Source organism: Streptomyces sp. NPDC047130 (assembly GCF_040643475.1).
Taxonomy (GTDB): domain Bacteria; phylum Actinomycetota; class Actinomycetes; order Streptomycetales; family Streptomycetaceae; genus Streptomyces.
The window spans coordinates 76,906-102,468 of sequence record NZ_JBEYUK010000013.1 but is presented as its reverse complement, the minus strand read 5'-3'; the positions used below and the strand labels follow the sequence as shown (position 1 = coordinate 102,468).

Annotated in this window: 28 protein-coding genes, 1 tRNA gene and 1 pseudogene; 10 read left to right on the top strand and 20 right to left on the bottom strand. The window is 71.5% G+C overall.

Going from position 1 to position 25,563, the window contains the following annotated elements:
• Positions 1 to 59: 59 nt before the first annotated feature.
• A tRNA-Thr gene (locus tag ABZ836_RS17695) sits at positions 60 to 136 on the top strand.
• A 77-nt stretch (positions 137 to 213) separates the two neighbouring features.
• Here ABZ836_RS17695 and ABZ836_RS17690 read toward each other — a convergent pair.
• The 10 genes from ABZ836_RS17690 to ABZ836_RS17645 form a co-directional block, all read right to left on the bottom strand.
• Positions 214 to 1,365: a site-specific integrase gene (locus ABZ836_RS17690; protein ID WP_361143132.1), complete on the bottom strand. Its 1,152-nt coding sequence runs from the start codon at positions 1,363 to 1,365 to the stop codon at positions 214 to 216.
• Positions 1,365 to 1,553, bottom strand: a complete 189-nt coding sequence (locus ABZ836_RS17685; protein WP_361143129.1) for a helix-turn-helix domain-containing protein — start codon at positions 1,551 to 1,553, stop codon at positions 1,365 to 1,367. The genes ABZ836_RS17690 and ABZ836_RS17685 overlap by 1 nt, the downstream gene beginning before the upstream one ends.
• A complete protein-coding gene (locus ABZ836_RS17680; protein WP_361143126.1) occupies positions 1,550 to 3,034 on the bottom strand; it encodes a replication initiator in 1,485 nt (494 codons plus the stop codon). The genes ABZ836_RS17685 and ABZ836_RS17680 overlap by 4 nt, the downstream gene beginning before the upstream one ends.
• Before the next feature lie 4 nt (positions 3,035 to 3,038).
• Positions 3,039 to 3,221, bottom strand: a complete 183-nt coding sequence (locus ABZ836_RS17675; protein WP_361143124.1) for a hypothetical protein — start codon at positions 3,219 to 3,221, stop codon at positions 3,039 to 3,041.
• A gap of 95 nt (positions 3,222 to 3,316) precedes the next feature.
• Positions 3,317 to 3,640 carry a SpdD protein gene (locus tag ABZ836_RS17670; RefSeq protein WP_361143121.1) on the bottom strand — a complete coding sequence of 108 codons (324 nt, stop codon included), beginning with the start codon at positions 3,638 to 3,640 and terminating at the stop codon, positions 3,317 to 3,319.
• A gap of 24 nt (positions 3,641 to 3,664) precedes the next feature.
• Positions 3,665 to 3,823, bottom strand: a complete 159-nt coding sequence (locus ABZ836_RS17665) for a hypothetical protein (protein ID WP_361143297.1) — start codon at positions 3,821 to 3,823, stop codon at positions 3,665 to 3,667.
• A gap of 10 nt (positions 3,824 to 3,833) precedes the next feature.
• Positions 3,834 to 4,022, bottom strand: coding sequence for a mobile element transfer protein (locus tag ABZ836_RS17660; RefSeq protein WP_356130114.1), 189 nt, complete (start codon positions 4,020 to 4,022; stop codon positions 3,834 to 3,836).
• A gap of 18 nt (positions 4,023 to 4,040) precedes the next feature.
• Positions 4,041 to 4,730, bottom strand: coding sequence for a DUF2637 domain-containing protein (locus ABZ836_RS17655; protein WP_361143118.1), 690 nt, complete (start codon positions 4,728 to 4,730; stop codon positions 4,041 to 4,043).
• Between the two features lie 74 nt (positions 4,731 to 4,804).
• Positions 4,805 to 6,145: an FtsK/SpoIIIE domain-containing protein gene (locus ABZ836_RS17650; protein ID WP_361143115.1), complete on the bottom strand. Its 1,341-nt coding sequence runs from the start codon at positions 6,143 to 6,145 to the stop codon at positions 4,805 to 4,807.
• A gap of 2 nt (positions 6,146 to 6,147) precedes the next feature.
• Positions 6,148 to 6,477 carry a hypothetical protein gene (locus ABZ836_RS17645; RefSeq protein ID WP_180219605.1) on the bottom strand — a complete coding sequence of 110 codons (330 nt, stop codon included), beginning with the start codon at positions 6,475 to 6,477 and terminating at the stop codon, positions 6,148 to 6,150.
• A gap of 157 nt (positions 6,478 to 6,634) precedes the next feature.
• On the opposite strand from ABZ836_RS17645, the gene ABZ836_RS17640 reads away from it, so the two are divergent.
• The gene (locus ABZ836_RS17640) at positions 6,635 to 7,423 is read left to right on the top strand and encodes a GntR family transcriptional regulator (RefSeq protein WP_361143112.1); all 789 of its coding nucleotides are present in this window, start codon (positions 6,635 to 6,637) and stop codon (positions 7,421 to 7,423) included.
• A gap of 2 nt (positions 7,424 to 7,425) precedes the next feature.
• On the top strand, positions 7,426 to 8,091 hold the full coding sequence (locus ABZ836_RS17635) for a YdcF family protein (protein WP_361143109.1): 666 nt from the start codon (positions 7,426 to 7,428) through the stop codon (positions 8,089 to 8,091).
• Positions 8,092 to 8,595: 504 nt separating this feature from the next.
• Here the strand turns inward: ABZ836_RS17635 and ABZ836_RS17630 are convergent.
• Positions 8,596 to 9,531 carry a hypothetical protein gene (locus ABZ836_RS17630; RefSeq protein ID WP_361143106.1) on the bottom strand — a complete coding sequence of 312 codons (936 nt, stop codon included), beginning with the start codon at positions 9,529 to 9,531 and terminating at the stop codon, positions 8,596 to 8,598.
• Positions 9,532 to 9,804: 273 nt separating this feature from the next.
• On the opposite strand from ABZ836_RS17630, the gene ABZ836_RS17625 reads away from it, so the two are divergent.
• Together ABZ836_RS17625 and ABZ836_RS17620 are read left to right on the top strand one after the other, a co-directional pair.
• Positions 9,805 to 10,035, top strand: a complete 231-nt coding sequence (locus tag ABZ836_RS17625) for a hypothetical protein (protein WP_361143103.1) — start codon at positions 9,805 to 9,807, stop codon at positions 10,033 to 10,035.
• A 569-nt stretch (positions 10,036 to 10,604) separates the two neighbouring features.
• A pseudogene (locus tag ABZ836_RS17620) lies at positions 10,605 to 10,799 on the top strand (GntR family transcriptional regulator); the annotation flags it as partial.
• Positions 10,800 to 10,822: 23 nt separating this feature from the next.
• Here the strand turns inward: ABZ836_RS17620 and ABZ836_RS17615 are convergent.
• Positions 10,823 to 11,155, bottom strand: a complete 333-nt coding sequence (locus ABZ836_RS17615; RefSeq protein WP_361143100.1) for a DUF952 domain-containing protein — start codon at positions 11,153 to 11,155, stop codon at positions 10,823 to 10,825.
• A gap of 1,074 nt (positions 11,156 to 12,229) precedes the next feature.
• Here ABZ836_RS17615 and ABZ836_RS17610 point away from each other — a divergent pair.
• Entirely contained in the window at positions 12,230 to 12,910 is a 681-nt protein-coding gene (locus ABZ836_RS17610) for a hypothetical protein (RefSeq protein ID WP_361143097.1), read from the top strand.
• A gap of 357 nt (positions 12,911 to 13,267) precedes the next feature.
• On the opposite strand, the gene ABZ836_RS17605 is transcribed toward ABZ836_RS17610, so the two are convergent.
• A complete protein-coding gene (locus ABZ836_RS17605) occupies positions 13,268 to 13,768 on the bottom strand; it encodes a YfbM family protein (RefSeq protein WP_361143094.1) in 501 nt (166 codons plus the stop codon).
• Between the two features lie 83 nt (positions 13,769 to 13,851).
• Entirely contained in the window at positions 13,852 to 14,787 is a 936-nt protein-coding gene (locus tag ABZ836_RS17600) for an oxygenase MpaB family protein (RefSeq protein WP_361143091.1), read from the bottom strand.
• A 249-nt stretch (positions 14,788 to 15,036) separates the two neighbouring features.
• On the opposite strand from ABZ836_RS17600, the gene ABZ836_RS17595 reads away from it, so the two are divergent.
• A complete protein-coding gene (locus tag ABZ836_RS17595; RefSeq protein ID WP_361143088.1) occupies positions 15,037 to 15,537 on the top strand; it encodes a GNAT family N-acetyltransferase in 501 nt (166 codons plus the stop codon).
• Here the strand turns inward: ABZ836_RS17595 and ABZ836_RS17590 are convergent.
• The 4 genes from ABZ836_RS17590 to ABZ836_RS17575 all read right to left on the bottom strand — a co-directional run bounded on the left by ABZ836_RS17590 (position 15,491) and on the right by ABZ836_RS17575 (position 19,325).
• Positions 15,491 to 16,711, bottom strand: a complete 1,221-nt coding sequence (locus tag ABZ836_RS17590; protein ID WP_361143085.1) for an FAD-dependent oxidoreductase — start codon at positions 16,709 to 16,711, stop codon at positions 15,491 to 15,493. The two genes, ABZ836_RS17595 and ABZ836_RS17590, sit on opposite strands and share 47 nt — an antisense overlap.
• Positions 16,712 to 17,066: 355 nt before the next feature.
• Positions 17,067 to 17,567, bottom strand: coding sequence for a hypothetical protein (locus ABZ836_RS17585; protein WP_356130086.1), 501 nt, complete (start codon positions 17,565 to 17,567; stop codon positions 17,067 to 17,069).
• 12 nt (positions 17,568 to 17,579) lie between these two features.
• Positions 17,580 to 18,632, bottom strand: coding sequence for a bifunctional GNAT family N-acetyltransferase/NUDIX hydrolase (locus ABZ836_RS17580; protein WP_361143082.1), 1,053 nt, complete (start codon positions 18,630 to 18,632; stop codon positions 17,580 to 17,582).
• A 117-nt stretch (positions 18,633 to 18,749) separates the two neighbouring features.
• On the bottom strand, positions 18,750 to 19,325 hold the full coding sequence (locus tag ABZ836_RS17575) for a TerD family protein (RefSeq protein ID WP_356130083.1): 576 nt from the start codon (positions 19,323 to 19,325) through the stop codon (positions 18,750 to 18,752).
• A 202-nt stretch (positions 19,326 to 19,527) separates the two neighbouring features.
• Between ABZ836_RS17575 and arfB the strand changes: the two genes are divergently transcribed.
• Positions 19,528 to 19,962 carry an alternative ribosome rescue aminoacyl-tRNA hydrolase ArfB gene (gene arfB / locus ABZ836_RS17570; RefSeq protein ID WP_356130081.1) on the top strand — a complete coding sequence of 145 codons (435 nt, stop codon included), beginning with the start codon at positions 19,528 to 19,530 and terminating at the stop codon, positions 19,960 to 19,962.
• Between the two features lie 123 nt (positions 19,963 to 20,085).
• Here arfB and ABZ836_RS17565 read toward each other — a convergent pair whose 3' ends face one another.
• On the bottom strand, positions 20,086 to 20,568 hold the full coding sequence (locus ABZ836_RS17565; RefSeq protein WP_361143277.1) for a flavin reductase family protein: 483 nt from the start codon (positions 20,566 to 20,568) through the stop codon (positions 20,086 to 20,088).
• Positions 20,569 to 21,437: 869 nt separating this feature from the next.
• On the opposite strand from ABZ836_RS17565, the gene cdgB reads away from it, so the two are divergent.
• Positions 21,438 to 23,342 (top strand): diguanylate cyclase CdgB, encoded by a 1,905-nt coding sequence (gene cdgB, locus ABZ836_RS17560; RefSeq protein ID WP_356130079.1) that lies wholly within the window; start codon positions 21,438 to 21,440, stop codon positions 23,340 to 23,342.
• 128 nt (positions 23,343 to 23,470) lie between these two features.
• A complete protein-coding gene (locus tag ABZ836_RS17555) occupies positions 23,471 to 24,442 on the top strand; it encodes a carbohydrate-binding protein (protein ID WP_361143078.1) in 972 nt (323 codons plus the stop codon).
• Between the two features lie 115 nt (positions 24,443 to 24,557).
• Here ABZ836_RS17555 and ABZ836_RS17550 read toward each other — a convergent pair whose 3' ends face one another.
• A complete protein-coding gene (locus tag ABZ836_RS17550; protein WP_361143075.1) occupies positions 24,558 to 25,490 on the bottom strand; it encodes a 1-phosphofructokinase family hexose kinase in 933 nt (310 codons plus the stop codon).
• Between the last annotated feature and the right edge of the window lie 73 nt (positions 25,491 to 25,563).

The following is a 25,563-nucleotide window of genomic DNA, read 5'->3' as shown; positions in this document are numbered from 1 at the left end:
AAGTTCGCAACAATTCCCGACGAGGCCCCCCGGCACGGTGGGTACACTGCTCGGGCAACGCCTCCTTAGCTCAGCTGGCCAGAGCACCGCTCTTGTAAAGCGGGGGTCGTCGGTTCGAACCCGACAGGGGGCTCCAGGCAGGACACGGCGAAGGCCCCGGACCGATCATGGTCCGGGGCCTTTGACATCCACGCCTGACATCAACGAGAGCGGTCACTCACGGGCGGGCCGCCGCTTCAGCAGCCGGTCCATGTGGCTGATCGCCTCCCGCTGCGTGTCCTGCACGACGTGCGTGTACACGTCCATCGTCATGCTGATCTGGCTGTGGCCCAGGATCTCCATGACGACGCGGGGCGCGACCCCGGCCGCCGTGAGCAGCGTGGCGCAGCCGTGCCGGGCGTCGTGCAGCCGGACGGGCCGGAGGCCGGCGGACTCGCTGACGCGGACGAAGGACCGGTGCACGTTCCGCGGCTCGATCGGCCGCCCGGTGCGGGTCGCGAAGACGTAGCCTTCAGAGGTCCAGTCGATGCCGGCGGCCGCGTACGCCGACTGCTGCCGCATCCGATGCCAGCGCAGCGGGGCGATGCAGATGGCCGGCAGGGGCAGGGCACGCGAGCGGCGCCCCTTGGTCTCGTCGTTGTAGAGCACCCCGCGTCGACGCTGCACCTGCTGGCGGACCAGGAGGACGCGGTTCTCGAGGTCGATGTCCCGCCAGCGCAGGCCGACGATCTCACCCCGGCGCAGGCCCATGGCGATGGCGAGCACGAAGGCCGCGTACAGCGGGTCCCGGCGGGCGGCGGCGAGAAATTCGAGCGTCTCGTCCAACGACCACGGGCTCAGCTCCCGTGGGACGGGCCGGGGCGGCTCCACGAGCGTGGCGACGTTGCGCGTGATCAGCTCCTCGCGGCAGGCGGCGGAGAGGGCCGTGCGCAGGACGCGGTGCGACTCCTTGGCGGTGGCAGCGGTGGTCTTCTTCTCCAGCTGCAGGAGGAAGCGGCGCACGTCGGGAGCGCTCAGGGACTCCAGCCGCTTCGTGCCCAGCATCGGGGAGAGGTAGAGGCGGACGTGCGCCTCGTACTTGTCGTAGGTGCTGAGCTTGCGGCGCGGCTTGACCACGCTGTCCAGCCAGAAGGCCAGCCACTCGGCGAGCTTGGCCGACCGGGTGGGCACGGGCACGCCCTGGTCGACCTTGTCGAGCAACTCCCGGCGCTTGGCGTCGCACTCCGCCCAGGTCTTGCCGTAGGCGAACTTGCGGGCGCGGGTGCCGTCGGGCTGGAGGACGTACACGGCGGCCTGATAGCGACCGTCCTTGCGCTTGGTGATGGTTCCCGCGCCGTTGGGGTTCCGCTTGCGTTGCTGGGCCATCAGGCGGCCTCCTCGATCTCGCGGGCGATGAAGTCCAGAAGGGCGTCCGCCGGCACGCGACGGGAACGGCCGATGGTGATGGACGTGAGACGACGCGAGCGGATCAGGTCGTAGACCGTGGAGCGTCCGAGCTTGAGCCGGGCCATGACCTCCGGCACGGTCAGCAGTTCGGCGGTCGCGGTGGTCATGCTGCGGCTCCTTCCAGGGCGAGTTGGTCGAGCAGGGCTTCGCGGGCGGTCTCGCGGTTGAGCTGGATGTCTCGGGCGATGGATGCGGCGAGCCAGGATTCGCCGGGGGTGTGGCCGTGGCCGGCGTAGGCCCAGTGCGCGAGGGTGAGCGTGGTGCCCTCGTCGGTGTCGGCGGGGTCGGGCAGGCCGAGGGCGGCGCGGTGCTGGGCGGCGCGGTAGTCCGCGCGGACCTGGCGGAGCGCACCGAGGGTGGTGGAGTAGGTACGGGACTTGGTGGAGAAGTGGCCGCGGAAGCCGAGCATGTGGGCCCACCGGGCAAGCTGCCGGTCCCGGTAGAGCGGCTGGAGGCTGACGCAAGCGGCCATCAGGCGCCGGGCGTGTTCGGGGATGTCCAGGCGGGTGAGGTTTTCGCCCAGGCCGGTGCCCTGGCAGGTGGCGCAGCGGCCGAGTGCTGAGTCGGCGCGGTCGTAGCGGGGGGAGCGACCGGTGCCGCGGCAGGTGCGGCAGTGCACAGGCGCATCCGCGGCGCCGGTGGTCTCGGCGGCCTTGGTGGCGTACTTGGCGACGTAGGAGGCGACGGCCGCTTCGGTGATGTCCTCACCGTCGTCGAAGGCGCGGACGGGTCGAACGTCGAGCTGGGTGCCCCAGCGCAGCGTGCGGGCCGGCTGCTTCCCGGCGGCGGGGACGTCGACTGCCACGCGGGCCGCGGCGGCGTGGATGGCGTCGGTGAGCAGGTCGAGGGTGGCCCAGCGCGGCGGCGGACTGTCAGGTCCGGCGGGTCCGTCGAAGCGGATCACCGCATGGAAGTGCACCGCTCCGCGTTTCTGGTACTCGGCGACCTTGCCGAAGGAGACGCGGGATTGTTCGCGGGCGTCCTTCTGCGTCAGCCCGGCCCGCTTGGCGATCTCGCGGCGGAGGTAGATCGTGAAGTAGCGCCACAGGTCGGAGGCGTGGTTGTTCCACAGCACCGCACCGGCGTAGTCGTAGGTTTCCGGGTCGAGCGGCGTGCCGAGTTCGGGGGCGTCCTCCTGGTGCCAAGTGCCGCAGCGGCAGGGGCGCTTGCCGGGCCGGTTGTGGACCGGGCCGAACGAGGGCGCGGTGAGGGTGGCAAACACTCGCGGGTGGTCGCGCACGGTGTGGGGCGTGCCCTTGGCCGGGTCGCCGGTGAGGCCGGCGCGGATCAGGTGGTAGGTGTCTCCGGCGTAGGTCCAGGCGCAGGACGGGCAGCGGGAGGCCCGGCGGTTGCCGCAGGCGACGCGGAGCCGCCCACCGGGCTCGGTGTCGGTGGAGTAGGCGTAGAGGACCTGTCCGGTTTCACGGTCGCGGGTGACGGTGGAGCCGCGGAGGTGGATCGGGTCGGAGCAGCCGCCGGTGCGGCGGATCTGGTCCTGGACGCGGTCGAAGCCGGGGGACCCGGCCACCCGCAGGAGGTCTGCGAGGGTGGCCGGGTCCAGGCCCGCCGCGGCAGTGGCGACGGTCATGCGGTCACCGCCGGACGGTGGCGAGAGCGCCGGCGGGGGCGGTGCGGCCGGTGCCCTTGCAGGTGGGGCAGGTGACCGGGAGCGTCTGACGGGTGCCGTCCGGGCGGCGGGTGCCGGTGGTGATGGCGGCGGTGGCGAAGCCGTCGCAGTCGCGGCAGATCCGCGAGGCCGGGGGGTGCTGGGGCATGATGGGCTTTCCCTTCCGGGTCCGTTGGGGTCTGGGAGTGGTGCAGGCGCCCGGGGCGGCGGAAGTTTGGCGACCGAGGCCGCCCCGGGGGCCGTTCAGCGCTGGGGCTTGTTGTGCATGTCGTTGACGAGCAGGCGCAGGACGATCGCGGTGACGGCGATCGAGACGCCGGTGATGGCGACCGCCAGGAGCATCGAGACCAGGACGGCGCCGACGACCAGGACCACGGCCCCGCCGCCGGCGGCGAGGGCGACCGCGCTTCCGGGCGTGAGCTGGATGGCCGGCCGACCAGCGGCGGCAGGTGCCATCGGCGCCGGCTGGTACACCGCCGGTGCCGCGCCGGGCCTCTCCGGCTCGGGTATCGGCTGGACGGGCGCGGCCGGTATGGAGACCGCGGGCGGGTACTTCGGGGTGAACATCAGGAGTGATCCCTTCGGCGGTATTCAGTCGAGGACGGAGCGGAGCGCGGTGCCGATGAACGTGTCGGCGGAGAGGTAACCGGTCAGCAGCAGCGCGGCGACCAGCCAGATCGGCGGGCGGACGAGGCGGATGCCGAGGAGGGCGACGGCGACCATGGCGAGCCAGAGCGGGACGTCGATCACGGCCGTCTCCTCACGCCTTGCAGCGGTGGGTCTGGGCGGCGAGCTCGGCCCCGGCCCTGGTCGGGTAATCGCCGGAGAAGTCACAGCGCGGGGCGGTGCAGACCGCGGTGTGCTGGTCCCGGCCGCGGCCGTCGTAGTAGGTGGCGACCTGCACCGGGCCTATTCGGATCTTGTTGCGGAAGCGTCGGTACGCGGACACGTAGAACCTCCTGGTCAGTCAGGTGAGTTGAAGTTGCGCGGCGATCTGGTCGGTCATCGGGGCCGGAAGGCCGAGACGGGCCGCAAGGACGTCCACGGGGATCGGTGAGCCGGTGGCGGCCTGGTGGGAGTCCGCCAGCTTGCGAGCGTGGTCGAGGAGCGCGGACGGGATCGCTGGCGTGGCAGGTGTTGACGGAGGCACCGGAGCCAGCTCGGGCACGGGCGGGGTGGAGTCGACCGGAGCCGGTTCGGGGTCGGGCTCTTCGGCGCGCTCCATCTCGACTTCCGCAGGCGCACGGTCGACGGGCGGCGTCACCTCGTCCGGGACCGGTGCCTCGTCCGAGGTGGTGTGGGCCGGGGAGTGGACGAGGAGGGTGCCACCGAGGAAGGCGAGAGCGGGCCACCCTGCGACGAGGATGCGTAGCCAGTCCGGCACGTCGGTGAGGTCGAGAAGGCCGGCGGTAGCGATGTTCGCGCCGAGCGAGGCGAAGAGGGCGACGATGAACCAGGTCCAGGCCCCGCCGTCTCGCACGGTGCGCAGTCGACGCCATGCGGCGACCAGTAGCAGGTCCACGGAGATCGGGTAGGCCCACGCCTTCCAACCGGTCTGCCCGGCGGCTTCCGCGAGGTCGTGTAGGTGGGAGAAGGACAGAGCGCCCGCGATGACGGCCTGGATGAGCACGGCGTCCGGGCGGAGCAGTCGAGCCATGAGGAGTCACCTCCCTTTGGGGGAGTTGGGCCAGGACCGGGCGGGAGCAGTTCGACCGCCCGGCCCCGGCGGCTTCATTCGGTTGCCGGGACCGGCTTGACCAGCGAAGGGCGTTGCCCGGCAACCGGCTCGGGCACGTAGGGCCGGAACGGTTCGAGGGCAGGAACGTCGGGGACCAGGTGCGCGTGCTCGCGGCAGACCGCGATCACCTCGTCCTGGGAGACCTTCGGGGTGCGGATGCGGCACCAGCCGCCGGAGGCGTCGGTGGCGACCGCGGTTCCGGGGCGGTCGGCGGGGATCTGGCAGGCCACCGGGACCGCCGCCGGGGCGACGTCCTTGAGCCCCATCTCTGCCGTTTCCTTGTCGTTGACGCGGTGGACGACGCGGCCGGTGAGCTGGGCTCGGAGCATGGTGGCGCCGCGGCCGAGGTCGGAGCCGAAGCGCTGCCCGCACACTTCGAGGTAGAGGCCGGCGGCGCGGCCCATCTGCGCGAGCCGGATCAGTGCGGTCACGATCCGCTCCCGGCGTTCCTCCTCCTTCTTCGAGGAGGTCAGGAACAGTTCCGCCACCTCGTCCACCAGGACCACGACCGGCACCGGCCGCACCTCGTCCGGCAGCTCCCACAGATCCGCAGCGCCGTAGAGGCTGAGCAGGTCGAACCGGTCGCCCATCTCCGTCAGCAGCACGTCCAGGAGGTCGGCCGCCCGGTCCGGGTCGGTGGCCAGCGCCGACAGCCGCGGCGCGTAGCCGGCCTGTTCCACGCCGCGCTTGCAGTCGATGCCCACCAGGGCGGCGGGGAGCTGGGCCAAGCCCTTGATGAGGTTGCGCTGATACATCGACTTCCCGGAGAAGTTCGCCCCCAGTGTCAGCGCCATCGGTACCGCCCGGTAGTCACGTTCGAACGGCGTTCCGTCCTCCCGCAGAGCGACCGGGACCACCATGTCCCGCGGGCGGGCCTTGGCCGGCATCCGGACGTCGCGCAGGACGTCGTAGCCGGTCATCCGAAGCTCGACGAAGCCAGGCTTCACCGGGGCGACGGTCACGGAGTGAACGCCCCAGGCGTGGCGCAGGCGTTCGGTCGAGGCGATGACGTCGGCGGGTTCGAGGCCGGCGGGAAGCCGGAGCGTGACCCGCAGGCCGGTCGACGTGCCCCGGACCCGGCGAACCTTCGGCGGCACCGGTTGCACCTCGCGCCGGGCGACGTTCCGGGCCATGAACGCCCGGAGGCCGGACGGCTGCACGGTCAGCCCGCACACGTCCATCGTGGAGCGGTACCGGAGCGTGAACCGGCCCGCCGTGAGCGGCTTGCCCACCAGCGACCAGTACACGCGCGGCGCCCGCGCCTTCGCGTAGCCGAGACCACCCGCACCCGCTAACGCGCCGGTCGCCTCCACCCACACCGTCAGGTCAGCCATGGTCAGACCGCCGCCGTGATGGCAACGGCGCGGAACGAGATGCCGTGGCGCTTCTGCCCGTTGAACTCGTTCTCCCAGTCACGCGCCTTGAGCCCGATCACCTTCACCGGCATCCCCGGCGCCAGGCCCTCGGGGTAGCCCGTCTCCGGGATGGTCACCTGGTAGAGGTTGCCCTCACCCTCGTCCGAGACGAGCAGGCCCACGGTCGACAGGGGCGCTCCGGTCTCCCGGTCCATCGCGCGCTCACCGGTCTTGGCGTTCGCGAGCTTGGGCGTCGGCGCGGTCGCCACGAACACCACGGCGGTCGAAGTGTCGATCTTGAAGGACGGCATGTGCACTCCCAGAAGTGAAGTCGGGACAGCTCGAAGGCTCGCCAATCCATTGCAGTCCTAGGACTGCGGCGGCCTTGACGAGACTGTGGCACGCAGTCCTGGGACTGTCAACAGTCCTGGGACTGTGTTTGACTTAGAGGGAACGGAAGGGGCGCACATGGCGGCCAAGTGGCGAGAGCTGGCGGACAAGCTGGCCGAGGAGATCAGGAGCGGCAAGTACGAGCCGGGACGGCAGCTGCCGCACATCAGGGAGCTGGTGGAAAAGGGTGCGGGTTCCAAGTCCACGGTTCACGCCGCCTACAAGGCTCTGGAAGCCGAAGGTCTGGTCACTTCCTCCCGCGGTCACGGCACGGTGGTGCGTGAGCAAGCGCCGCTGAAGCGGCTCGGTATCGCCCGCTACGACAAGGCCAAGTGGCGGGATGGGGACGAGGTCGCGTTCATCGCCGACCGCGTGGCGTCCGGCCGCGCCTATCGCCGCAACGAGCAGACGCAGACCGTCAGCCTCGTGGAAGCGCCGGCACTGGTGGCCGCGGCCTACGGACTTCCGGAAGGCGCGGAGGTCTACGCGCGCGCACGGCTGGTGAAGGAAGGCGAGCAGCCCACCCACACGCTGACGAGCTACTACCTCCCCGAGCACGTCGAGGGCACCCGCCTCGTCGATCCCACACCGGGACCGGCCGGACGAGGCGGCGGGTTCCGGGTGCTCTACGACGCCGGCTACGAGATCGACCACATGAAGGAACAGCTCTTCGCCCGCGTCCCCACCGCCGACGAGGTGAAGCAACTGCAGCTGCCGCCGGGTGAACCGGTCGTCGAGCTGCACCGCACGGCCTACACCGCCGAGGACCTGGTGGTGGAGTTCGCCATCGGCGTGCACGCAGCCTCTCGGTTCGCCTGGGAATATGACTTCAAGGTGCCGGACTCCGCAGCGGACCCGAAGGGCTAGACGTGATCTCAGAGCAGGACCGGGCAGACGCCAAGCGCTTGTGGGAGTACCACCAGATGCGCCACCATGCCCGGCCCTGCTCGGTCGCCATCGGCCTCGGAAGCCACGATCTCGGCGTGGCCGACACCGCCGTCGAGCTGTACCGGCGAGGACTGGCCCCCCTGCTCCTGTTCACCGGCGCCACGAGCCCCACGACGCGAGAGCGCATGCCGCGAGGAGAAGCCGTCCATTATCGGGAGCGCGCACTCGAGCTGGGCGTGCCCGAGACGGCGATCCTCGTCGAGCCCCGGGCGCGCAACACCGGTGAGAACGTCAGCTTCTCCAGGGAGCTGCTGGCCGAGGCCGGCGTGCCGGTGTCGTCGGTGCTGCTGATCAGCAAGCCGTACGAGGAGCGGCGTGCCTACGCCACCGCCCGCAAGCTGTGGCCCGAAGTCGAGATCGTCAGCGCGTCCACGCCGATGACGTACGAGGAGTACAGCGACTCCATCGGGGACGAGCGACTCGTGATCGACATGCTGGTGGGGGCGCTGCAGCGGCTGGTGGTCTACCCCGAGCAGGGGTTCATGATCCGCCAGCCCGTCCCGGACGACGTCATGGACGCGTACCAGCGACTGTGTCGCAACGGCTTCACCAGTCGGCTCCTTGCCACCGACACGACAACGAGCTGACCAGCACCGGGCATTGACCCGAGCAGACGCGTAGCCCGTTGTTACGAATTTCTCTACCTCATCAAGCCCGGCTGCGCTCCGCTCCGCCGGGCGCGCTCCCGGCTCCGCGTCGCGCTGCGCTCCTGCCTTCGGCCCGCTCCGCGCACGCTACGCCGACGCGCGCCCACGACGGGATGGGGCCGGGGCTGCAAGGCGAGTACCGCATCACTGGGGCCGCGGTGAAGGACATGCCTCCGGCGGGGGCGCTCAGGCTCCAGGATGGCGGGGGCGCCGCGGGCGAGTGCCGGCCGAAGATGGCGGGCGCGGGGAGCTCCCATCCCGCCTGCCGTCGACCCAGGCAGAGCCGAGCAGACACGGCACCGGGCGTCCAGGTCGTTCGTACAGTGGCGCGCTCCACCTGGACGCCCGGCACCGCGCCTGCTCCACGGAGTGTGGGTCGACGGCAGACGGGATGGGAGCTGGGGTGAGTAGTGGGCGAAGCGGGAATCGCCGCAGACCGCTGGTTTAACTACGTGCATCTGCCGCCACAAGTAGCTCTTGGATCAACTCCTCTTCTTTGGGGATCGAGCGGCGATGAAGGATGGCGCGCACCGTATGCGTGAGAATGGTCCACGCCTCCATCCAGGGGTCCTGATTGTTTTTTGCTTTAATGATTCCTCCGTGAGCCACCTTCGATCGATCGCCATACGACCGCTTTGCGCGCTGGAAGAATTCCTGCCGATCCCCCAAAGGGGCCTGCATCTGGGCAAGGTAAAGGGCGAGTCGAAAGCTGACCTCTGACTGAACTTTGGGGAATAGCGCTTCAAGGCCAGTCCAGATGTGGAGAAGTGACTGCCCGGCGTCAGGCACGACGGGGCTCGACGTCAGGACGCGTTCAATAAAGGAGCAGACAGGGTACTGACCCCGGAGGGCAGTCCATCGCTCCACGTCTTCCACTGCCTGCATGAACGCGCTCGGAGTCAGCGCCCGTGCGAGGCCCTCCCTGCGTGACACGGAGCCAGAAGTGTAAGGAGCTTCCCACATTTCTACGCACGCAGTCGCACTACTAATTCCGGTCCGCAACCCCTCCGGGAGAGAGTCTATTGTGTAGCTCGACTTGCGAGAGTTAATGCCAGCGTATTCATTTATTGAATGACTCGACATGAACTGAACGGAGAAAGGATGCACGCCTTGGGCGTACATCATCACGTGGAGCGGGAAGAGCATGCGCCGCGCATCGTCAACGGATTCCGCGGCGAGCGAGATTTCTAGATTGCAGTGCTTGAGGCGGATGTCGCCAGCCGTGAAGGGGAACTGCATTTTATGCTTGCTCCCCAGTTCTGCCCAATCGAAAATACTGACATCCCACTTCCGGGGAATGATGCCGTACTTTCCGCACTGGATGGGATCGCTAAAATTCTGAGGAATTAGTCCTGCGAGTGGTGCATAGTACGTCCCCACGTGCCACCCTCCCCTGTCGTCCTTGCTGGATTATGGGGCAGGCGCAAGCGCACGTCGTCCGATTTCCGGATCTCTTCTGCGTGTGTGCGTGCTGTCCACACTCACGTACCGGTTGCTGTACAGCAGCGGAGTACAGCAACCGGTACGACCGCAGCCGACCATCAATGCAAGTACGCGGCCTGCTGGTCAGCCCAGCAAGCCTCAGCGACCGTACCGCCCGTAGTTCGCATCGAGGGGCTTGACGTGAGCAGTCGGTGCTGATCGGCTGTATCCATGGCCGTGGACCCCAGCGAGTACGAGAAGGCAATACCGTTCGTGGCTGCCCATCTCGCGAAGATGGAGCGAGCGGTGGACCGTACTCGCGCTTCGCACGCGGGCCAGCCGTTCGTCGCGGTGCATCAGGCGCTCGTCGACGCGCTGCAAGACGCCGGCGCCGAACATGTCGTCCCCCAGGTCGTCGAGGAGTTGGCGCGCCAGATTTCTGGTGCAACCAGCGGTCCATGACACCCGCAGGGTGAGTGTCTAACTGCGTGACAACGCCAACGAACAGCGGCGGACGAGCGCGAACGTCTGTGGACTATCAGCACAGGTGAGGGACACAGCAGCCCGAGGAAGGGCTCGCACCCAAGTTGCTTCGGGACAAAGAGGTCGCTCCGTTAGGGTGCCCCGCATGACCAGCGATGCCCCGGCCTGTCCCGAGTGCAGTGAACCTATGAAGTTCGGCGGCCTGGTGCTCTCCGAGCGGGAGGACGACGGCCAGCGGACCTGCCGGTCACTTTGGAGATGTACCGATCGGCATGTCTGGTGGAGCTGGGCAGACCGGCCGGACGAACCACCGGAGGTCTGCCCGGTTCCTGGACTGTTCCGGTGACATCCAACGCTGACATCAACGAGCACGGAGGACGGTGACCATCGGCAGCCGCGCAGGACACCGGTACATGACGTGGGTCGCAACCACGGCGGGGGCAGATCGAACTTGTAAAGCGGGGGTCGTCGGTTCGAACCCGACAGGGGGCTCCAGGCAGGACGAGGCGAAGGCCCCGGACCGATCACGGTCCGGGGCCTTCGACATCCACGTCGAGGGGATCGGCCTGGTCGAGCGCACACCAGGACCGGCGGCACGAGGCGGCGGGTTCCGGGTGCTCTACGACGCCGGCTACGAGATCGACCACATGAAGGAACAGCTCTTCGCCCGCGTCCCAACGGCCGACGAGGTGAAGCAGCTGAAGCCGCCGCCGGGCGAACCGGTCGTCGAGTTGCACCGCACGGTGCAGGACTGGCGCTCGAGGGCTCACTCCCAGGGCTCGACACCCACCACGGCCGCGACCGGCACTGCCCCGTACACGTGCGGGAACTCCTCCCCGTTCGGTGGCATGGCCTCGTATCTCAGCGGGACGTCGAGCTGGCTCGGGTCTACGACCAGCACCACCAGCTCGTCGGGGCCCTCGTAGTCGCCGTAGAGGAAGGCGGCGATGCGCGGGAGTTGGTCGCGGGTGGAGAAGTGGATGAAACCCTCTTGTTGGAGCGTGCGGCCGCGGGTGGACATCTCGTAGGTGCCGGACTGGCAGGCCGTCTCCCAGAGGGAACGCTCGGTGATGTGCACGATGTGCTGAGGTTCTGGCATGCGGGCACGCTACGGGTTCGGCTCTGCCGCGCGCACCCGCGATAAAAGGTTCCTGACATCACATCCACGGCTGACATCAACGATGCAGGACGGGGCGCACACGAGCGTTCCTGGCAGGCCGTAACGGTGCGAGGCCACCGTACGACCGGGGCCGCGGTGAAGGACATGCCTTCGGCGGGGCGCTCGGGCCCCGAGATGGCGGGGGCGCCGCGGGCGGGTGCCGGCCGAAGGCGGCGGGCGCGGGGAAGGGGAGCTGGGATGGTTGGGGTACAGGTACGGGACCAAGCTCGGCGCATGCTTTCAGCCAACCTTTGGAGCGCATCTGGGGCCGGTTGTCAGGAACCAAACCCTGCGCCGTAGCTGCGCATATGCGGGCCTCTTGCGCTGAATCCGACCGCTGAGCAGGGGATATGGCACTGTCTGGTAACGCATTGCTATGCATTGCGTTACCTATCACTGCCAGGCAGTGACGAGGGGTCCGGTTGCAGCCCCCATCGGTTACCACTCACCTGTCTCGCCGGGCACGATGACCTCACCAAGTTGGAAGCCCGCCCCACTGCAGCGGACTTGGAGGAAAGCAGCAGCGGGGACGGGCACGACCCGGAGGTCTACGTTGAGTTTGACCCCTCAACCGCACCATCTGTCAAACCGTCATCGTTGTCCGTGGGTGCTTGTGATCGTCATCCTCGTAATGTGGTTGTGGCCGGAGGCCAAGGATGCGGTCGGTATCTACGTCGATGCAGCCCCCGTAGCGGCCCTCTTCGCCGGACTCTGTACCGCAGCTAAGTACGGCAACCGTGGCGGCCGGTGGCGGTGTCCCTCGGCTTTCGAAAGCTGAAGCGCCGCTGTAATAGCTGGCGCTGACCGTCTCGCATAGAGCTACGGATCAGAAGGCCGCCTGGGCTGTCTCCGAGCCGTCCGAAGCCGTTCACACCGGCTGACTATGCCTAATGGAGACAGCCCGGGGGTCTGCCTTCCGGTAGCTGTAGGAGCGAAGGGCTGCGGCTCCCCGGGCAAGCCTCGAGGGAAGGGGCGCCAGCCGACATCGTCAGTGCCGGCATTTACAGTCTGGGCATGTTTCCGCAGCCGGTTGAGGGGGCCTCCGGCCCTTATGACGCGGGGTATCTACCTCGCGTGGAGATGTGCATGTACCCGGTCGACGAGGCCATCACCGAACCTGTCGCCAAGCTGGGTGGCGGTCCTGTGTGGCTGGAGCAGCCCTGCTGGCCCCTGCACCCCCGCACGGGTGAGCCGCTCTACTTCATCGGGCAGGTTCCGGTTCCCGTCAGGCCCGGCGACGAGTTCCGGATGGCGTACCTGTTCCTGTCGTACGAGGACTATGAGACCGGTGGCATGCATCCCGAAGACGGTGAGTCCGTGGTGATCATCCAGCCCGGCGGGCGGATACCCGGCCTCGCCACGGTCGGGCCGAGTGGTACCAAAGGGCGCTCACTCTTCGCATTCGACGCCGAGGAGGAGCAGGTACCGATGGAGCTCCGCGTCGAGATGCGGCCGGTCTCGGAGGACCAGGAGCGCGAGCTGGAGGAGGACGGAGTCTTCGATGTGTACGACTACATCGGTGGAAAAGCGAAGTACCCCGATTGGGCCCCTGTCGAGGCGCCGTGGCGGTTCCTCTTTTCCTTGCACTGCACCGGCGACAGCGGGCCGTACTTCCTCAATTTCGGAGACAACGCCGGGTACGTATACCTGAGCCCGGACGGCCTGGAAGGGCGATTCGGTTGGACGGCCGCCTAGCAAACGCAGGTGAGCGGCCAGCATCCAAGAGCGTTTCCCGGATCAGCCGCTCTCGACGGCTCCGGACCTCTCGTCCCGAGCCGCTTGCGTGAGCGTAACGCGAGCGGACGGGGCCGGGGTGAACAGGTCGCCCTGGAAGTCGCCCAGAGCTCGCCGCTTCCGGCCAGGGATCGCCGCTGGTGGCGACCGCCTGCTCGACATCGCCCCGGTGGATCTGTGTGAGGGCAAGGTGGATGGTCGCGTTGGCCTCCTCCCTCTCCGGACGTCGGGACCGCACGGCGTGGACCTGTCGGCACCGGTCGGGCCGGAGGTGCGTTCCGCGGTGTGAGCGGCCGCCCGGTGCGGCCGGGTGTCCGGTCAGTCGAGCCAGATGATGACCGCGTGGCCGGCCTCAGCCGCTGCGGTGAGGTACTTCTGCAGGTCGGCGAACCAGTCCCTGCCCCACTCGAGGGAGGCCCTGTCGTCCCACCCCAGGGGATAGATCTCCGCGGCAACCAGCTCCTGCGGGTCGATGCCGTCGAGGAGCTGGTCGTAGGTGAGGCGGCTCAGGGCTCGGGCCCCGAGGCGGACCCGGTCCGGGGGCAGGTAGCGCGGAGGGCCGTACCCCCAGTCGTCGGCCTCACCGAGGGGCTCTTCGCCGTGGACGACGTTCACCGGGAACTCGGAGCGCCGGAGCAGGAAGTCCAGCAGGTGCCACGTCTGGTGCGTGGAGAAGTGGCGAGCCTCGGCCGGTGACAGCTCGGACTCCTCGTCGGCGTCCGCGGTCTCCTCGACGTGGGAGAGTGCCCAGTCGGGATCACCGATGGCGCGTTCCAGCTCGGCCTCGGTCATGCGGAAGTACTCGCCGATCATGCTCATGGCCGGATGCTAGGTGCTTCCGCCGACATCGGCAGTCCGGTCCGGGGACGGTCCGGGCTGTCCCGCGGCAACGTCGGCCGTGCTCAGTCGACCGGGTCGGGGGTGGTGCGGTCCGGGGAGGGGCGGTGCTGGTGGGGGATGGGGCAGCCGCGGAGGCCGGGGGTGGGGAAGGTGCCGAGGTCCTCGAGGCGGTAGCCGGTGGGGTAGCCCGGGTAGCTCCTGATCTCCGGGTTGTGGCGGGCGTGGTGCGCGCGGCGTCGCGGCGGCAGGAGGCGGACGGCGCGGGCGCGCAGGCGGAGGAGGCCGTGCACGAGGGCGCGGACGCCGGGGCGGGGCCGGGGGTAGCGGAAGGCGCGGCGCAGCGGCTCGTCGAGGAGGGCGAGGGTGCCGGCGCGCAGCAGAGGGGCGAGCGGGCGCGGGTACCAGGAGGCCATCAGGTCGAGGGTGGCGTCCGCGACCTGGCGGGAGCGCGCGTCCCAGGCGAAGTGGGCGGCCTCGTAGGAGTTGAGGAACTGCTCGAACTCCTCGAAGGTGCGCGGGATCTCCTTGATGCCCATGTGCTTGCCGAGCGCGCGGTAGTAGGCGGCGGTGGCGCGGCGCTCGTGGTCGCTGAGGGGGCGCCAGCCGAAGGAGTCCAGCCACCGGGCGGGGACGACGACGAAGGTGCACAGCACGTACCGCATGTCGTCGTCGGAGATGTCGTAGCTGCGGTGCATGCCGTTGATGCGGCGGATGGCGGTGCGGCCGGCCTCGCTCTCGAAGCCGTGCTCGACGACGGCGTCCAGCAGGAGCGAGGTGTCGTCGTACCGCTTCTGGGGGCGCTCGGTCATCTCCGCCGTCTCGGCCAGCAGGCGGCCGATGGAGGGGACGGCGTAGGTGCGGTAGAGGGCCAGTTCCAGTGCTCGGGTGTGGTCCCAGGGAAACTCGTAGGTGGCGGTCAGGCGGTAGATGGTGAGGAAGTCCCGCTCGGGGTCGAGGCTTTGGATCTCCTTGAGCCGGTCGTAGCGCTTGCCGCCCACTCGGTCACCCCTTCGTCGCCGTGGCCCGACTGTCAACTGTAGGCAGTGGGGCAGCGATTGGGAGCCCCTGAAACCGGCCTCGGCGCATGCCTGTTGGCCTGGGCGCGCCACGGTGCGGCCTCCGTCGGACGCCGCCGGGACGCCGGGCCGCCGGGACGCCGGGCCGTGGATCGGCCTGCGACCCGTGGCCTGCGGTCTGCGGCCTGCGACTGCGGCTCGACGAGGAGGCGGCCGTGTGAGGATGAGCGCATGATTCGACCCGCCGTGCCCTCCGACGTGCCCGTCATCCACGCCATGATCCGTGAGCTCGCCGCGTACGAGAAGGCGCCGGACGAGGCCGTGGCCACCGAGGAGCAGTTGGCGGAGGCGCTGTTCGGGGAGCGGCCAGCCGTGTTCGCGCACCTGGCGGTGGACGAGGCGACGGGGGAGCCGGCCGGGTTCGCGCTGTGGTTCCTGAACTTCTCCACCTGGCGCGGGGTGCACGGCATCCACCTGGAGGACCTGTACGTCCGGCCCTCCGCGCGGGGCGGCGGGCACGGGCGGGCGCTGCTCACCGAGCTGGCGCGGCTCTGCGTGGAGCGGGGCTACCAGCGGCTGGAGTGGTCGGTGCTGGACTGGAACGAGCCGGCGATCGGCTTCTACCGGGCGCTGGGAGCCCGGCCGCAGGACGGGTGGACGGTGTTCCGGCTGACCGACGAGGCGCTCACCGCGCTGGGGAGCCAACCGCGCTCCGGGGCGCCGGCGGCCTGAAGCCGGGGACCGGGCGGAACCGGCCGAGCGCCTGCGACACCGCCTCGAGCGCGGCGGCGCAGGCCACCGCGGACAGCACGCCCGGCGCGGCGACCTGGTCGCCGGCCAGGTGCACGTCGCCGCCGCGGTCCACGGCGGGACGGTCCCGCCAGGTGGTGCCCGGCGGGTCCACGGCCCCGGTGCGGCCGTCGGCCAGCGCGTCGCGGCGGTGGGTGGCGCGGTCGCGCCAGTCGGGCAGGCCGAGGTCCAGCAGTACCTCGCCGTGGGCGAGGGCTTCGTCCCGGGGCGCGCCGGGGGCCAGCGGGACCTGGGCCTGGACGAGGTGCTCACCCGTGGGCGCGAGGGTGGGGTCCTGGGCGGTGAAGCGTTCGAAGTAGCCGGGGACGTCCAGGTCGGAGAGGGCGAGGGCGTCGCGGGGGTCCTCGCGTACCGCCAGGTCGATCAGGAGGGTGCGGCCGCTCGGCCAGGTCAGCGAGGGGTCGTCGAGGATGCCGCGGGCGGCGGCCAGCGAGGTGGCGACGATCACCGGGCCGGTGCGGGTCCCGGCCCCGAGGTCGGTCAGGGAGTGGATCCGGGAGCCGGTCTCCACGCGGACGCCGAGGTTGCGGGCGCGGGCGGCCATCCGGTCGACGATGGTCTGCCAGCCGCCGCGCGGGTAGCGGACCTCGGGCGGGAAACCGGTGATCCGCAGGAGCCGCTCCTGCACGAAGCGGGCGGAGAGGGCGCCCGGGTCGTGGTGGAAGCACACCACGGCGGTGAGGTTCGCGGTGGCACGGGCGGTCTCCTCGCCGATCCGCCACGACGCCCAGCTGAGGAAGTCGACGTCGGCGGGCACCTTCTCCGGGGCGAACCGGAGCAGCCGCAGCAGGCCGAGCGGCGGGGTGCGGCGCAGGGCGCCGTGGTGGTGGAACCGGATCCCGCGGACGTCACCCGGCCGCAGCGGGGGCACCGGGCCGACCAGGCCGCGGTCGTTCAGCCAGGCCCAGTGGGGGCTGCGGGTCAGGAAGGCGTGCGGGCCCTCGTTGGTGCGGTAGGGGGCGGGGGCGGTGCGGGCTCGGCCGCCGAGGTCGTGGTGGGCCTCGTGCAGGGTGACGTCGGCGCCGCGTTCGGCGGCGGCGATGGCGGCGGTGAGTCCGGCGAGGCCGCCGCCGACGACGGTGACGGTGCGGGGCATGGCTCTCTCCCTCCCCCGCGGGGCGAGGCGGGGGCGCCGCCGGGCCGCTGCCGGGACGCCGCCCCGCGGCGCTGCGGTGCGCCGCCGGGGCCCTGCGGTTCGCCGGTGCGGGGTCGTACGGGTCCGTACGGGGCGTACGGGGTCCGAGTCCCCGTTTGCGGTGCATCGACTCGACCGGTTGGGGGCGACCTGGGTGGGCGGGGGCGGTGCGAGGGCGGTGCCGCCTGGCCGCGCGGGCGGTGCGGGCCTCGTGGTGCCTGGGGCGGTGTGAGCCTCGCGGTGCCTGGGGTGGTGCGGGCCTCGTGGTGCCTGGGGGCGGGGCGGGGCCTGTCGGACGGCGGGGCGGTGCCGGGGGTTACGGGAGGCGGGGGTAGCGGGCCTGGAGGGTCCAGATCGCGGGGTTGTCGGCGAGCTCCTCGTGCAGGTCGCACAGGTCCGCGACCAGATCGTGCAGGAAGTCCCGCGCCTCACGGCGGAGTTCCGCGTGCGAGAACCGCAGCGGCGGCTCGTCGGTGGTCATCCAGTCGGCGTCGATCTCGACCCAGCCGAAGCGGCGCTCGAAGTAGAGCCGGTCGGTGGACTCGGTGAAGTCCAGCTCGGCCCGCTGCGGCCGGGCGGCGCGGGAGCCGGCCGGGTCGCGGTCGATGTGCTCGGCGATGTCGCAGAGCGCCCAGGCGAAGTCCAGCACCGGCACCCACCCCCAGGCCGTGGAGATCTCCTCGTCCTTCTCGGTGTCGGCGAGGTAGACGTCACCGCAGAACAGGTCGTGGCGCAGTGCGCGGACGTCCACGCGCCGGTAGTCGGTCTGCGGCGGGTCGGGGAAGCGGTTGGAGAGGGCGTAGCCGATGTCGAGCACGTGTCGATGGTGTCATGCCCCGGCCGGGCGGCCGTCCTGCGGCGGGAGACCGTCCTGCGGCGGGAGGCCGTCCCGCGGGGCGAGGTCGGTCCGGGCGGCGAGGGCGGCGGCCACCAGGGGGGCGAGCCGGGGCGGCCAGATCGTTTCCTCGGTGGCGGCGAGCTCCTCGAGGTCCCACCAGCGCCAGGAGAGGATCGCGTCCGCGCCGTGCGCCTCGGCGACGTCGCCGGCGAGGTCGCGGCGCGGGGCGCGGGCCAGGAAGACGTGCTCGTGCTGGCGGACCGGGACGCCGTGGTACGTGAAGTCGTGCTCCCACACGCACAGCAGCGCTCCGGGGGTGACGTCGCTCCAGCCGGTCTCCTCGCGGACCTCGCGGGTGGCGCCCCGCAGCGGGCTCTCGCCGGGCTCCAGCCCGCCGCCGGGGAGTGCCCAGTAGACGCCGTCGTCGGGGTTCTCGTAACGGAACAGGAGCACCGGCCGGTCGGGGTCGGGGCCGACGACGGCGACGCGGGCGGCGGCCCGGGGCATGCGCGGGGTGCGCGGGTCCTGGAGCGGCTTGCGCAGCACCGAGCACGGGCGGTGGAACTGGCGGTCCACGCGGTGGCCGATCACCTGGTAGCCGAGGGCGGTCCAGAAGGCGAGGGAGTCGGGCGTGCTGTCCAGCACGGCGAGGCGGACGGCGGTGCGGCCCGCGGCGAAGAGACGGGCCTCCACCGCGGCGGCGACGCGGCGCCCGTAGCCCCGGCCGTGGACGGACGCGTCGATCATCAGCAGGCCGATCCACGGGTCGGGGTCGACCGGGTCGGGGTGGTGGGCGAGGGTCACGGCCAGACCGACGAGGCGGCCCGAACTGCGGGCCAGGAGCACCTCGATGTCGGGGTTGGCGAGCTCCTCGGCGAGGGCCGCGGCCACCTGCTCGGGCCGGATGTCGTCCGGGTCCGGGAACTCGTCGCCCCCGCTCAGCGCGTGGAAGTCGCGGTTCGACGCGTACAGGGCGGTGAGCTCGGTGAGCAGTGGGCCGGGGATGTCACGGTCCGGGGTGAGGGGCAGCGGCTCCAGGATCATGCGCCGCACGCTAATCCACGGGACGGCTGCCGCGGCGTCCGTGCGGGGAACCGCCCGGACGGCCGGAGTGGCGCCCCGCACCGGGACCGGTGCGGGGCGCCACGGGCCGGATCCGGGTCAGACGTTGACGCCGAAGTCCTGGGCGATGCCGGCGAGGCCGGAGGCGTAGCCCTGGCCGACGGCGCGGAACTTCCACTCGGCGCCGTGCCGGTAGAGCTCGCCGAAGACCATCGCCGTCTCGGTTGCCGCGTCCTCGGAGAGGTCGTAGCGGGCGATCTCGGCGCCACCGGCCTGGTTGATCACGCGGATGTACGCGTTGCGGACCTGGCCGAAGTTCTGCGAGCGGTTCTCCGCGTCGTAGATGGAGACCGGGAAGACGACCTTGTCGACCTCGGCCGGCAGACCGGCCAGGTTGACGTTGATCGCCTCGTCGTCGCCGGCGCCCTCACCCGTGCGGTTGTCGCCGGTGTGGACGATGGACTGGTCCGGCGTCGCCTTGTTGTTGAAGAAGACGAAGTACGCGTCCGCGTGCACGCGGCCCGCGGCCGTGACCGCGATGGCGGAGGCGTCGAGGTCGAAGTCCGTTCCCGTGGTGGTGCGGACGTCCCAGCCCAGGCCCACAGTGACGGCGGTCAGGCCCGGAGCCTCCTTGGTGAGCGAGACGTTGCCGCCCTTGGACAGGCTTACAGCCATGGTGGGAGTCCCTTTCTTCTTCGTTGTGTGACTGACGGGCTTCGCACTGGGGGCGAACCTACCGTCGCTTCGTTCAACGCCGGGAGAGGTCCGAGAGGTTCCGCCTGCCTTTACCTTTTTTACCGTTCACCCGGACAGCGGGACGGTGACCGGCGGGAAAACCGGGGTGACTGCGGCGCCCCGGGCGGGGGACCATGGGGGCATGTCCGGTCGCCCCCTCCTCATCCGCGGCTCCGTGCCTCTGCCCGAGGCGGAGCTGAGCTGGCGCTTCTCCCGTTCCGGAGGACCGGGCGGACAGCACGTCAACACCAGCGACACCCAGGTCGAGCTGCGGTTCGACGTGGCGGCCACCGAGGCGCTGCCGCCGGTGTGGAAGGCGCGGGCGCTGGAGCGGCTGGGGTCGCGGCTGGTGGACGGCGGCGTGCTGGTGGTGCGGGCCTCGGAGTACCGCTCCCAGTGGCGCAACCGCGAGGCGGCGATGGAGCGGCTGACGGCCCTCCTGGGGGAGGCGGTGGCGCCCCCGCCGAAGGTCCGGCGGCCCACCCGCATCCCGCGCGGCATCAACGAGCGCCGCCTGCAGGAGAAGAAGCGCCGGGCCGACACCAAGCGGGGACGCAGCTCCCGCACCTGGGACTGACCGAGCCGCCCGCCGGCCCCGCGTCCGCCGGGACGCCCCGCGCGGTCCGCGCTCCCCCGTCGCGCGGACCGCGTGCGCGCGGACCGCACCCGCAGGCCCGCGTCGTGGGACCGCCCCGGAGGGTCAGCTCAGGTGGCGGTACCGGCTGCGGAAGTGCAGCAGCGGCCCGGCGTCGCCCGGCCCCGTGGTGGCCGTCAGGACGCGCCCGACGATCAGCGTGTGGTCGCCCGCCTCCACCCGCTGCTCGGTGCGGCACTCCACCGAGGCCAGCGCCCCGGCGATCAGCGGCGCCCCGCTGGCCTCGCCGTGCGTGTGCGGGATGTCCGCGAACAGCAGCCGGTCGCTGACCCGCCCCTTCATGGCGAACCGCCCGGCGATGTGCCGCTGGTCCTCGGCGAGGACCGACACCGCCCACAGGGGCTGCTCGGCGAGCAGGTCGTCCATCCGGGAGCCGGTGCGCACGCTGATCATCGCCAGCGGAGGGTCGAGCGAGACCGACATGAAGGCCGTCGCCGTCATCCCCGCGTCCTCGCCGGCCGGGCCGTCGGGGTCGAGCTGCGGCTCGTGCGCGGTCACCAGGACCACGCCCGAGGCCAGCCGGGACATGGCCGCGCGGAAAGCTTCGTCGTTCACCCCTTCAGCATGCCCCGGCCCCGGAGCGGCATGGGCCGCAGGGGTCCCAGGGGGTGCAGGGGGTGCAGGGGTCCCAGGGGCCGCAGAGGCTGCCGGGACCGAGGGGCCGGACGAGGTGTGAGGGGCACGGAGGGAGGAAAGGGTCGCCACATGAACGACGCTAGGCGCCGCCACGCCTGCCGCGCATCGGCCCCGGGCCGCATCCGGCCCCCGCTCGTGGACCTAGGTCCCCCGCCCGCGGACCCGGGTCCCCGCCCGGGAGCCCACCCCGGAGCACCGCAGCCGTCCGGGGCGCCTGCGCCGCCCGCGTCGTCCGGGTCGCCCGCGCCGGCCGCGCCGTCCGCTCGGCCTGTGCCGCCTGTGCCGTCCGCTCGGCCTGCGCCGCCCGCGTCGTCCGGGTCGCCCGAGCTGTCCACGCCGGCCGGCCCGGAAGCCCACCCCGGAGCGCCGCGGTCGTCCGCTCGGCCCACGCCGTCCACGCCGTCCACGCCGTCCACGCCGTCCGCGTCGGCACGGCGGTCCCGTGTCTCCCCGCCATGCCCCGTGGGCCGCGTCGTCCGCGCGGTTCCGGCCGTCCCGGCCGCACCGCCCGCGCCGCCCGTCCCGTCCGTTCCTCCCGCCCCGACCGCCCCCGCGCGCCGCGGAATCACGGGACGTTCGCCATCGTTGCCCCCACGTTGTCCCCGTTTCCCGTGATACATGTGACTTGACTCACAGCGTGAGAAATTTGCTGACCCTGCGTACCGGTGGGGCAGCGCGCTGTGATTCAGTGGCGTGGAAGCTGCACGAGTACGCCGAAGACAACCCTTGATTCGCTGCGAGGTCTCGGGGGGAGGGCGAGCATGGAGACCGAGTCGGAACCGTATGTCCGCCTTGCGACTCTGCGGCAACTGCATCAGCTGATGGCGCGGATGAACACGGCGCGCAGTCTGGCCGACACCCTGCAGACCGTGGCCGACGGGCTGGTCGAGGGGCTGGGCTGGGAGCTCGCCTGCGTCAACCTGGTCCGCCCCGACCGGGGCGACCTCGTGGTCGCCGCCGTCGCGGGCAACACGGCCGCCGAGGCGCTGCTCACCGGCCGGTCCGGCTCCCGCGAGTCCTGGGACCGGCGGCTGCTGATGGGCGAGGCCTGGGGCACGCTCCGCTTCATTCCGCACACCGAGATCTGGGAGCTCCAGGACGACGTCCCGACCTGGCACACCGCCGGACCGCTGCCCCGCTTCGAGGACGAGTGGCACCCCGACGACCAGCTGATCGCGCCGATGTACGCGCCCGGCACCCTGGACCGCGGGGTGGAGCCCGAGCTGATCGGCGTGATCTCGGTGGACCGGCCGCGCAACGGACGCCGCCCCGGCGCCTGGGGCCGTGAGGCGCTGGAGACCTACGCCTTCCACGCCGCGATCGCCATAGCCAACGCGCGGCTGCGCTCCAACATGCAGCGCGCCCTGGTCCGCCTGGAGCGCGACCAGCAGGCGCTGCGGGCCAGCGAGGAGAGCTTCCGGCAGGCCTTCGAGTACGCCCCGTCCGGCATGGCCATCGCCGACCTGGGCTGCGGCGACCAGCACGGCCGGATACTGCGCACCAACGACGCCCTCTGCCGGCTGCTGGGCCGCCCCTCCACCATGCTCTGCAAGCAGTCCTTCGAGCAGCTGGTCCACCCCGAGGACGCCGAGACGCTGCGCCGGACCTACGCCGACGGCGGCCGGGCCGAGCTGCGGCTGGCCCGCCGGGACGGCAGCTTCGTGTGGGTGTCGCTGCGCAACTCGGTGGTCGCCGACGCCGCCGACGGGCCGCGGTTCCTGCTCAGCCACGTCGAGGACATCGAGGAGCGCAAGCGCCGTGAGCTGGCGCTCGCCCACCGCGCCTCGCACGACTCGCTGACCGGCCTGCCGAACTCCGCGGAGCTGCGGGCCCGGCTGAGCGCCCGGCTCTGCGACCGGCCCTACGCCCTGGACACCGCCGGCTCCCGGCTGGCCGGGGTGGTCGAGTCGCTCGACGCCGCCTACGGCGACGAGCCCGTCGAGGCGGGCGCGCACGAGGCGGGCATCTGGGGCACGGGCGGCTACGGCACGGGCGGTTACGACGCGAACGGCTACGAGGCGAGCGCCTACGAGACGGGCGGCTACGAGACGGGTCCTTACGAGGCGGCCTACGACAGCGGCGTGTACCGCGACCTGCCGTCCGAGCACGGTCAGGAGAACGGCGGCTCGGGCCTGACCGCCTACGAGGCGGACCCGTTCGAGGGCGCGGGCCACAGCCGCGCCCCGGTGCCGGTCGACCCCTACGGCATCGTCCGCGAGCCCCGCCACGTGCACACCGTCGCCCCGCGGGAGACGCGGGACGACGGGGCCAAGGGGCTGGCGGTCCTCTTCTGCGACCTGGACGGCTTCAAGGGCATCAACGACCGGTTCGGCCACAACGCAGGCGACGCGGTGCTGATCGAGGTGGCCCGCCGCCTCAGCCGGGGCGTCCGCGACGGCGACACGGTGGCCCGGCTCGGCGGCGACGAGTTCGTGGTGCTCGCCGACGGCCTCGGCCGGAGCGACGCCGAGGACCTCGCGGTGCGGCTGCGCAACGAGATCGTGCAGCCCATCACGGTCGACGGCCGCGACATGAGGGTCGGAGCCAGCTTCGGCATCGGCTGGGCGCACTGCGGAATGACGGCGGAGGAAGTGCTGAAATCCGCCGACGAACGGATGTACGTGCAGAAACGATCACGTCCGAAAACTCACAGACGCGCCGGTTGAGCCGCAGGTCAGCGCCCCGTCATCTCCCGGTGGGATCTGTGTCACCCACTCGGGCTACAAACACCGGGTACGCTCGCAAGACATCACCTGTCGCACCTGACCCCGCACCTGTTGAGGAGTACCAAGGGATGACGTCCGGCAACAACGGCGCCAGCACGCCCGAGGACGACGACCCGTTCGGCTACCTCTACGCCGACGGGCAGGCCAACGGGGCCCAGCCGCCCTCCGGCGGCGGCTACGGCTACCCCAACTCGGTCAACCGTGTGCGGGCCGTCGGTGAGCGCCGGTACGGCGGCCAGCAGACGGCGCAGCAGCCCGTGCCGCCCGCCGGCCCGGGCTACGGCCGTCCGAACCCCCATTACCAGGCCCCCGAGACGACCGCCCTCGGTTCCGTCGGAGCCCCCGGCGGCCCGGCGGCCCCCGGCCACCGCTCCCACGGTGGCGGCGGGGGGCGCGGGCGCGGTCCCAACACCAAGGGCCTGATGATCGGCGCGGTGGCCGTGGTCGCCGCCGTGGTCGTCGGCATCACCATCGCGATGACCGGTGGCGACGACACCGAGAACGGCGCGGACGGCGGCCCGTCGCCGACGGCCTCCAGCATGGAGAAGCCGACCAAGGCCGCCGACGACGGCAAGGACAAGAAGAACGCCGAGTTCGACCCGGTCAGGATCGACGCGGCCTCGCTCTCCACCGGCCTGGCCGGCGGCGCCGTCACCGCGAGCGACGTCCCCGGCGCCGGCTCCGAGGGCGGCACCTACGTGGGCGGCCTTACCACGCCCGGTTCCTCGGTGACCTGGACGGTCAACGGTGTTCCCGAGGGCGGGCAGTACACCCTCTTCACGTACTACGGCGTCCCCGGCGAGGACACCAAGGGCACGCTGACCGTCAACGACGGGACGCCGGCCGACCTCAACATGAAGAACCACGCGCGGGCCGAGAAGGGCGACTGGGCCAAGGGCTGGACGTACACCTACAACTACGTCCAGCTGAACAAGGGCACCAACACGGTCACCCTGTCCTGCCCGAGCGGCTGCAATGCCAACCTGGCCCAGTTCGGCCTGGTCAAGGGCCAGGTCGCGGACGAGCCGAAGTTCTCCTGAGGCTCCAGCCGCCAGGCCCGCCAGGCCCGCCAGGCCCGCCAGGCCTGCGCCACCCGCGCGGCCTGCGCCACCCGCGCGGCCTCCGTGGCCCGCGGGGCTCGTGCCGCCCGCGCCGTCAGCCCGTCGGCGCGGCCTCGGCCACCCCGACCCGGCCGAGCAGTTCCTCGTAGAGCGCCCGGTCGAACTCCCCCGCCGCGGGCGCGGCCACGGTGGCCGCCGAGAGGGCGGTCGCCCGGGCCAGCCGGTCCGGCCAGGGCAGCCCCTCCACCAGCCCGGACAGCAGACCGGCGACCACCGAGTCCCCGGCCCCCGCCGGATTGCCGCGCAGCGGCCGCGGCGGGACGGCCCGCCAGTGGCCTTCCGGTCCGGCGGCCAGCAGCCCCGCGGCGCCCAGGGAGGCCACCACGGTCCGCGCGCCGCGCCGCCGCGCGTCGCGTGCCGCCTGCGGGGCGTCGTGCGAGCCGGTCAGTTCGGCCAGTTCGCCCGCGTTGGGCTTCAGCAGGTCGGGCCGGGCGGCGATCCCGCGCCGCAGCGGCTCGCCGGAGGTGTCCAGCAGCACGGGCACCCCCGCCGCCCGCGCCTCGCGCACCAGGTGCGCGTACGCCCCCACCGGGACGCCCGGCGGCAGACTGCCGCAGAGGGCGACCGCCCGCGCGCCGGGCAGCAGGTCCCGGTAGGCGACCTGGAAGGCCGCCCACTCGGCCGCGGTCACCGCGGGGCCCGGCTCGTTGAAGAGCGTGGTGTCGTCGGCGGCCGGTTCGACCACCGAGACGGTGCGGCGGGTGGTGCCCGCCACCGGCGTCAGCGCGTCCACCACCGGGCCCGCCGTGCGCGCCAGCAGGTCCCGCAGGACACGGCCGGTCGGACCCCCGGCGAAACCGGCGACGGTGACCCGGTGCCCGAGTGCGGCGAGCACCCGGGCGACGTTGACGCCCTTGCCGCCCGGCCGTTCCGCGACCTCCGACACCCGGTGACCGGTGCGCGGACGGAGTTCCGGGACCCGGTAGGTGATGTCGAGTGCGGCGTTCAGCGTGACCGTGAGGATCATCCGGTCCGCCTCCCCCCGATGATGCGCCTGCTGTCGAACGCGACCGGGTTCCGGCCGCCCTTTCTGGTCCGAT

What these genes read in the sequence shown, in the direction of transcription:
- ABZ836_RS17690 (WP_361143132.1), bottom strand. Translation starts at nt 1,365, where the DNA reads ATGGCCCAGCAACGCAAGCGGAACCCCAACGGCGCGGGAACCATCACC.
- ABZ836_RS17685 (WP_361143129.1), bottom strand. Translation starts at nt 1,553, where the DNA reads ATGACCACCGCGACCGCCGAACTGCTGACCGTGCCGGAGGTCATGGCC.
- ABZ836_RS17680 (WP_361143126.1), bottom strand. Translation starts at nt 3,034, where the DNA reads ATGACCGTCGCCACTGCCGCGGCGGGCCTGGACCCGGCCACCCTCGCA.
- ABZ836_RS17675 (WP_361143124.1), bottom strand. Translation starts at nt 3,221, where the DNA reads ATGCCCCAGCACCCCCCGGCCTCGCGGATCTGCCGCGACTGCGACGGC.
- ABZ836_RS17670 (WP_361143121.1), bottom strand. Translation starts at nt 3,640, where the DNA reads ATGTTCACCCCGAAGTACCCGCCCGCGGTCTCCATACCGGCCGCGCCC.
- ABZ836_RS17655 (WP_361143118.1), bottom strand. Translation starts at nt 4,730, where the DNA reads ATGGCTCGACTGCTCCGCCCGGACGCCGTGCTCATCCAGGCCGTCATC.
- ABZ836_RS17650 (WP_361143115.1), bottom strand. Translation starts at nt 6,145, where the DNA reads ATGGCTGACCTGACGGTGTGGGTGGAGGCGACCGGCGCGTTAGCGGGT.
- ABZ836_RS17645 (WP_180219605.1), bottom strand. Translation starts at nt 6,477, where the DNA reads ATGCCGTCCTTCAAGATCGACACTTCGACCGCCGTGGTGTTCGTGGCG.
- ABZ836_RS17640 (WP_361143112.1), top strand. Translation starts at nt 6,635, where the DNA reads ATGGCGGCCAAGTGGCGAGAGCTGGCGGACAAGCTGGCCGAGGAGATC.
- ABZ836_RS17625 (WP_361143103.1), top strand. Translation starts at nt 9,805, where the DNA reads ATGGCCGTGGACCCCAGCGAGTACGAGAAGGCAATACCGTTCGTGGCT.
- ABZ836_RS17615 (WP_361143100.1), bottom strand. Translation starts at nt 11,155, where the DNA reads ATGCCAGAACCTCAGCACATCGTGCACATCACCGAGCGTTCCCTCTGG.
- ABZ836_RS17610 (WP_361143097.1), top strand. Translation starts at nt 12,230, where the DNA reads ATGTTTCCGCAGCCGGTTGAGGGGGCCTCCGGCCCTTATGACGCGGGG.
- ABZ836_RS17605 (WP_361143094.1), bottom strand. Translation starts at nt 13,768, where the DNA reads ATGAGCATGATCGGCGAGTACTTCCGCATGACCGAGGCCGAGCTGGAA.
- ABZ836_RS17595 (WP_361143088.1), top strand. Translation starts at nt 15,037, where the DNA reads ATGATTCGACCCGCCGTGCCCTCCGACGTGCCCGTCATCCACGCCATG.
- ABZ836_RS17590 (WP_361143085.1), bottom strand. Translation starts at nt 16,711, where the DNA reads ATGCCCCGCACCGTCACCGTCGTCGGCGGCGGCCTCGCCGGACTCACC.
- ABZ836_RS17580 (WP_361143082.1), bottom strand. Translation starts at nt 18,632, where the DNA reads ATGATCCTGGAGCCGCTGCCCCTCACCCCGGACCGTGACATCCCCGGC.
- ABZ836_RS17575 (WP_356130083.1), bottom strand. Translation starts at nt 19,325, where the DNA reads ATGGCTGTAAGCCTGTCCAAGGGCGGCAACGTCTCGCTCACCAAGGAG.
- arfB (WP_356130081.1), top strand. Translation starts at nt 19,528, where the DNA reads ATGTCCGGTCGCCCCCTCCTCATCCGCGGCTCCGTGCCTCTGCCCGAG.
- ABZ836_RS17565 (WP_361143277.1), bottom strand. Translation starts at nt 20,568, where the DNA reads ATGTCCCGGCTGGCCTCGGGCGTGGTCCTGGTGACCGCGCACGAGCCG.
- cdgB (WP_356130079.1), top strand. Translation starts at nt 21,438, where the DNA reads ATGGAGACCGAGTCGGAACCGTATGTCCGCCTTGCGACTCTGCGGCAA.
- ABZ836_RS17555 (WP_361143078.1), top strand. Translation starts at nt 23,471, where the DNA reads ATGACGTCCGGCAACAACGGCGCCAGCACGCCCGAGGACGACGACCCG.
- ABZ836_RS17550 (WP_361143075.1), bottom strand. Translation starts at nt 25,490, where the DNA reads ATGATCCTCACGGTCACGCTGAACGCCGCACTCGACATCACCTACCGG.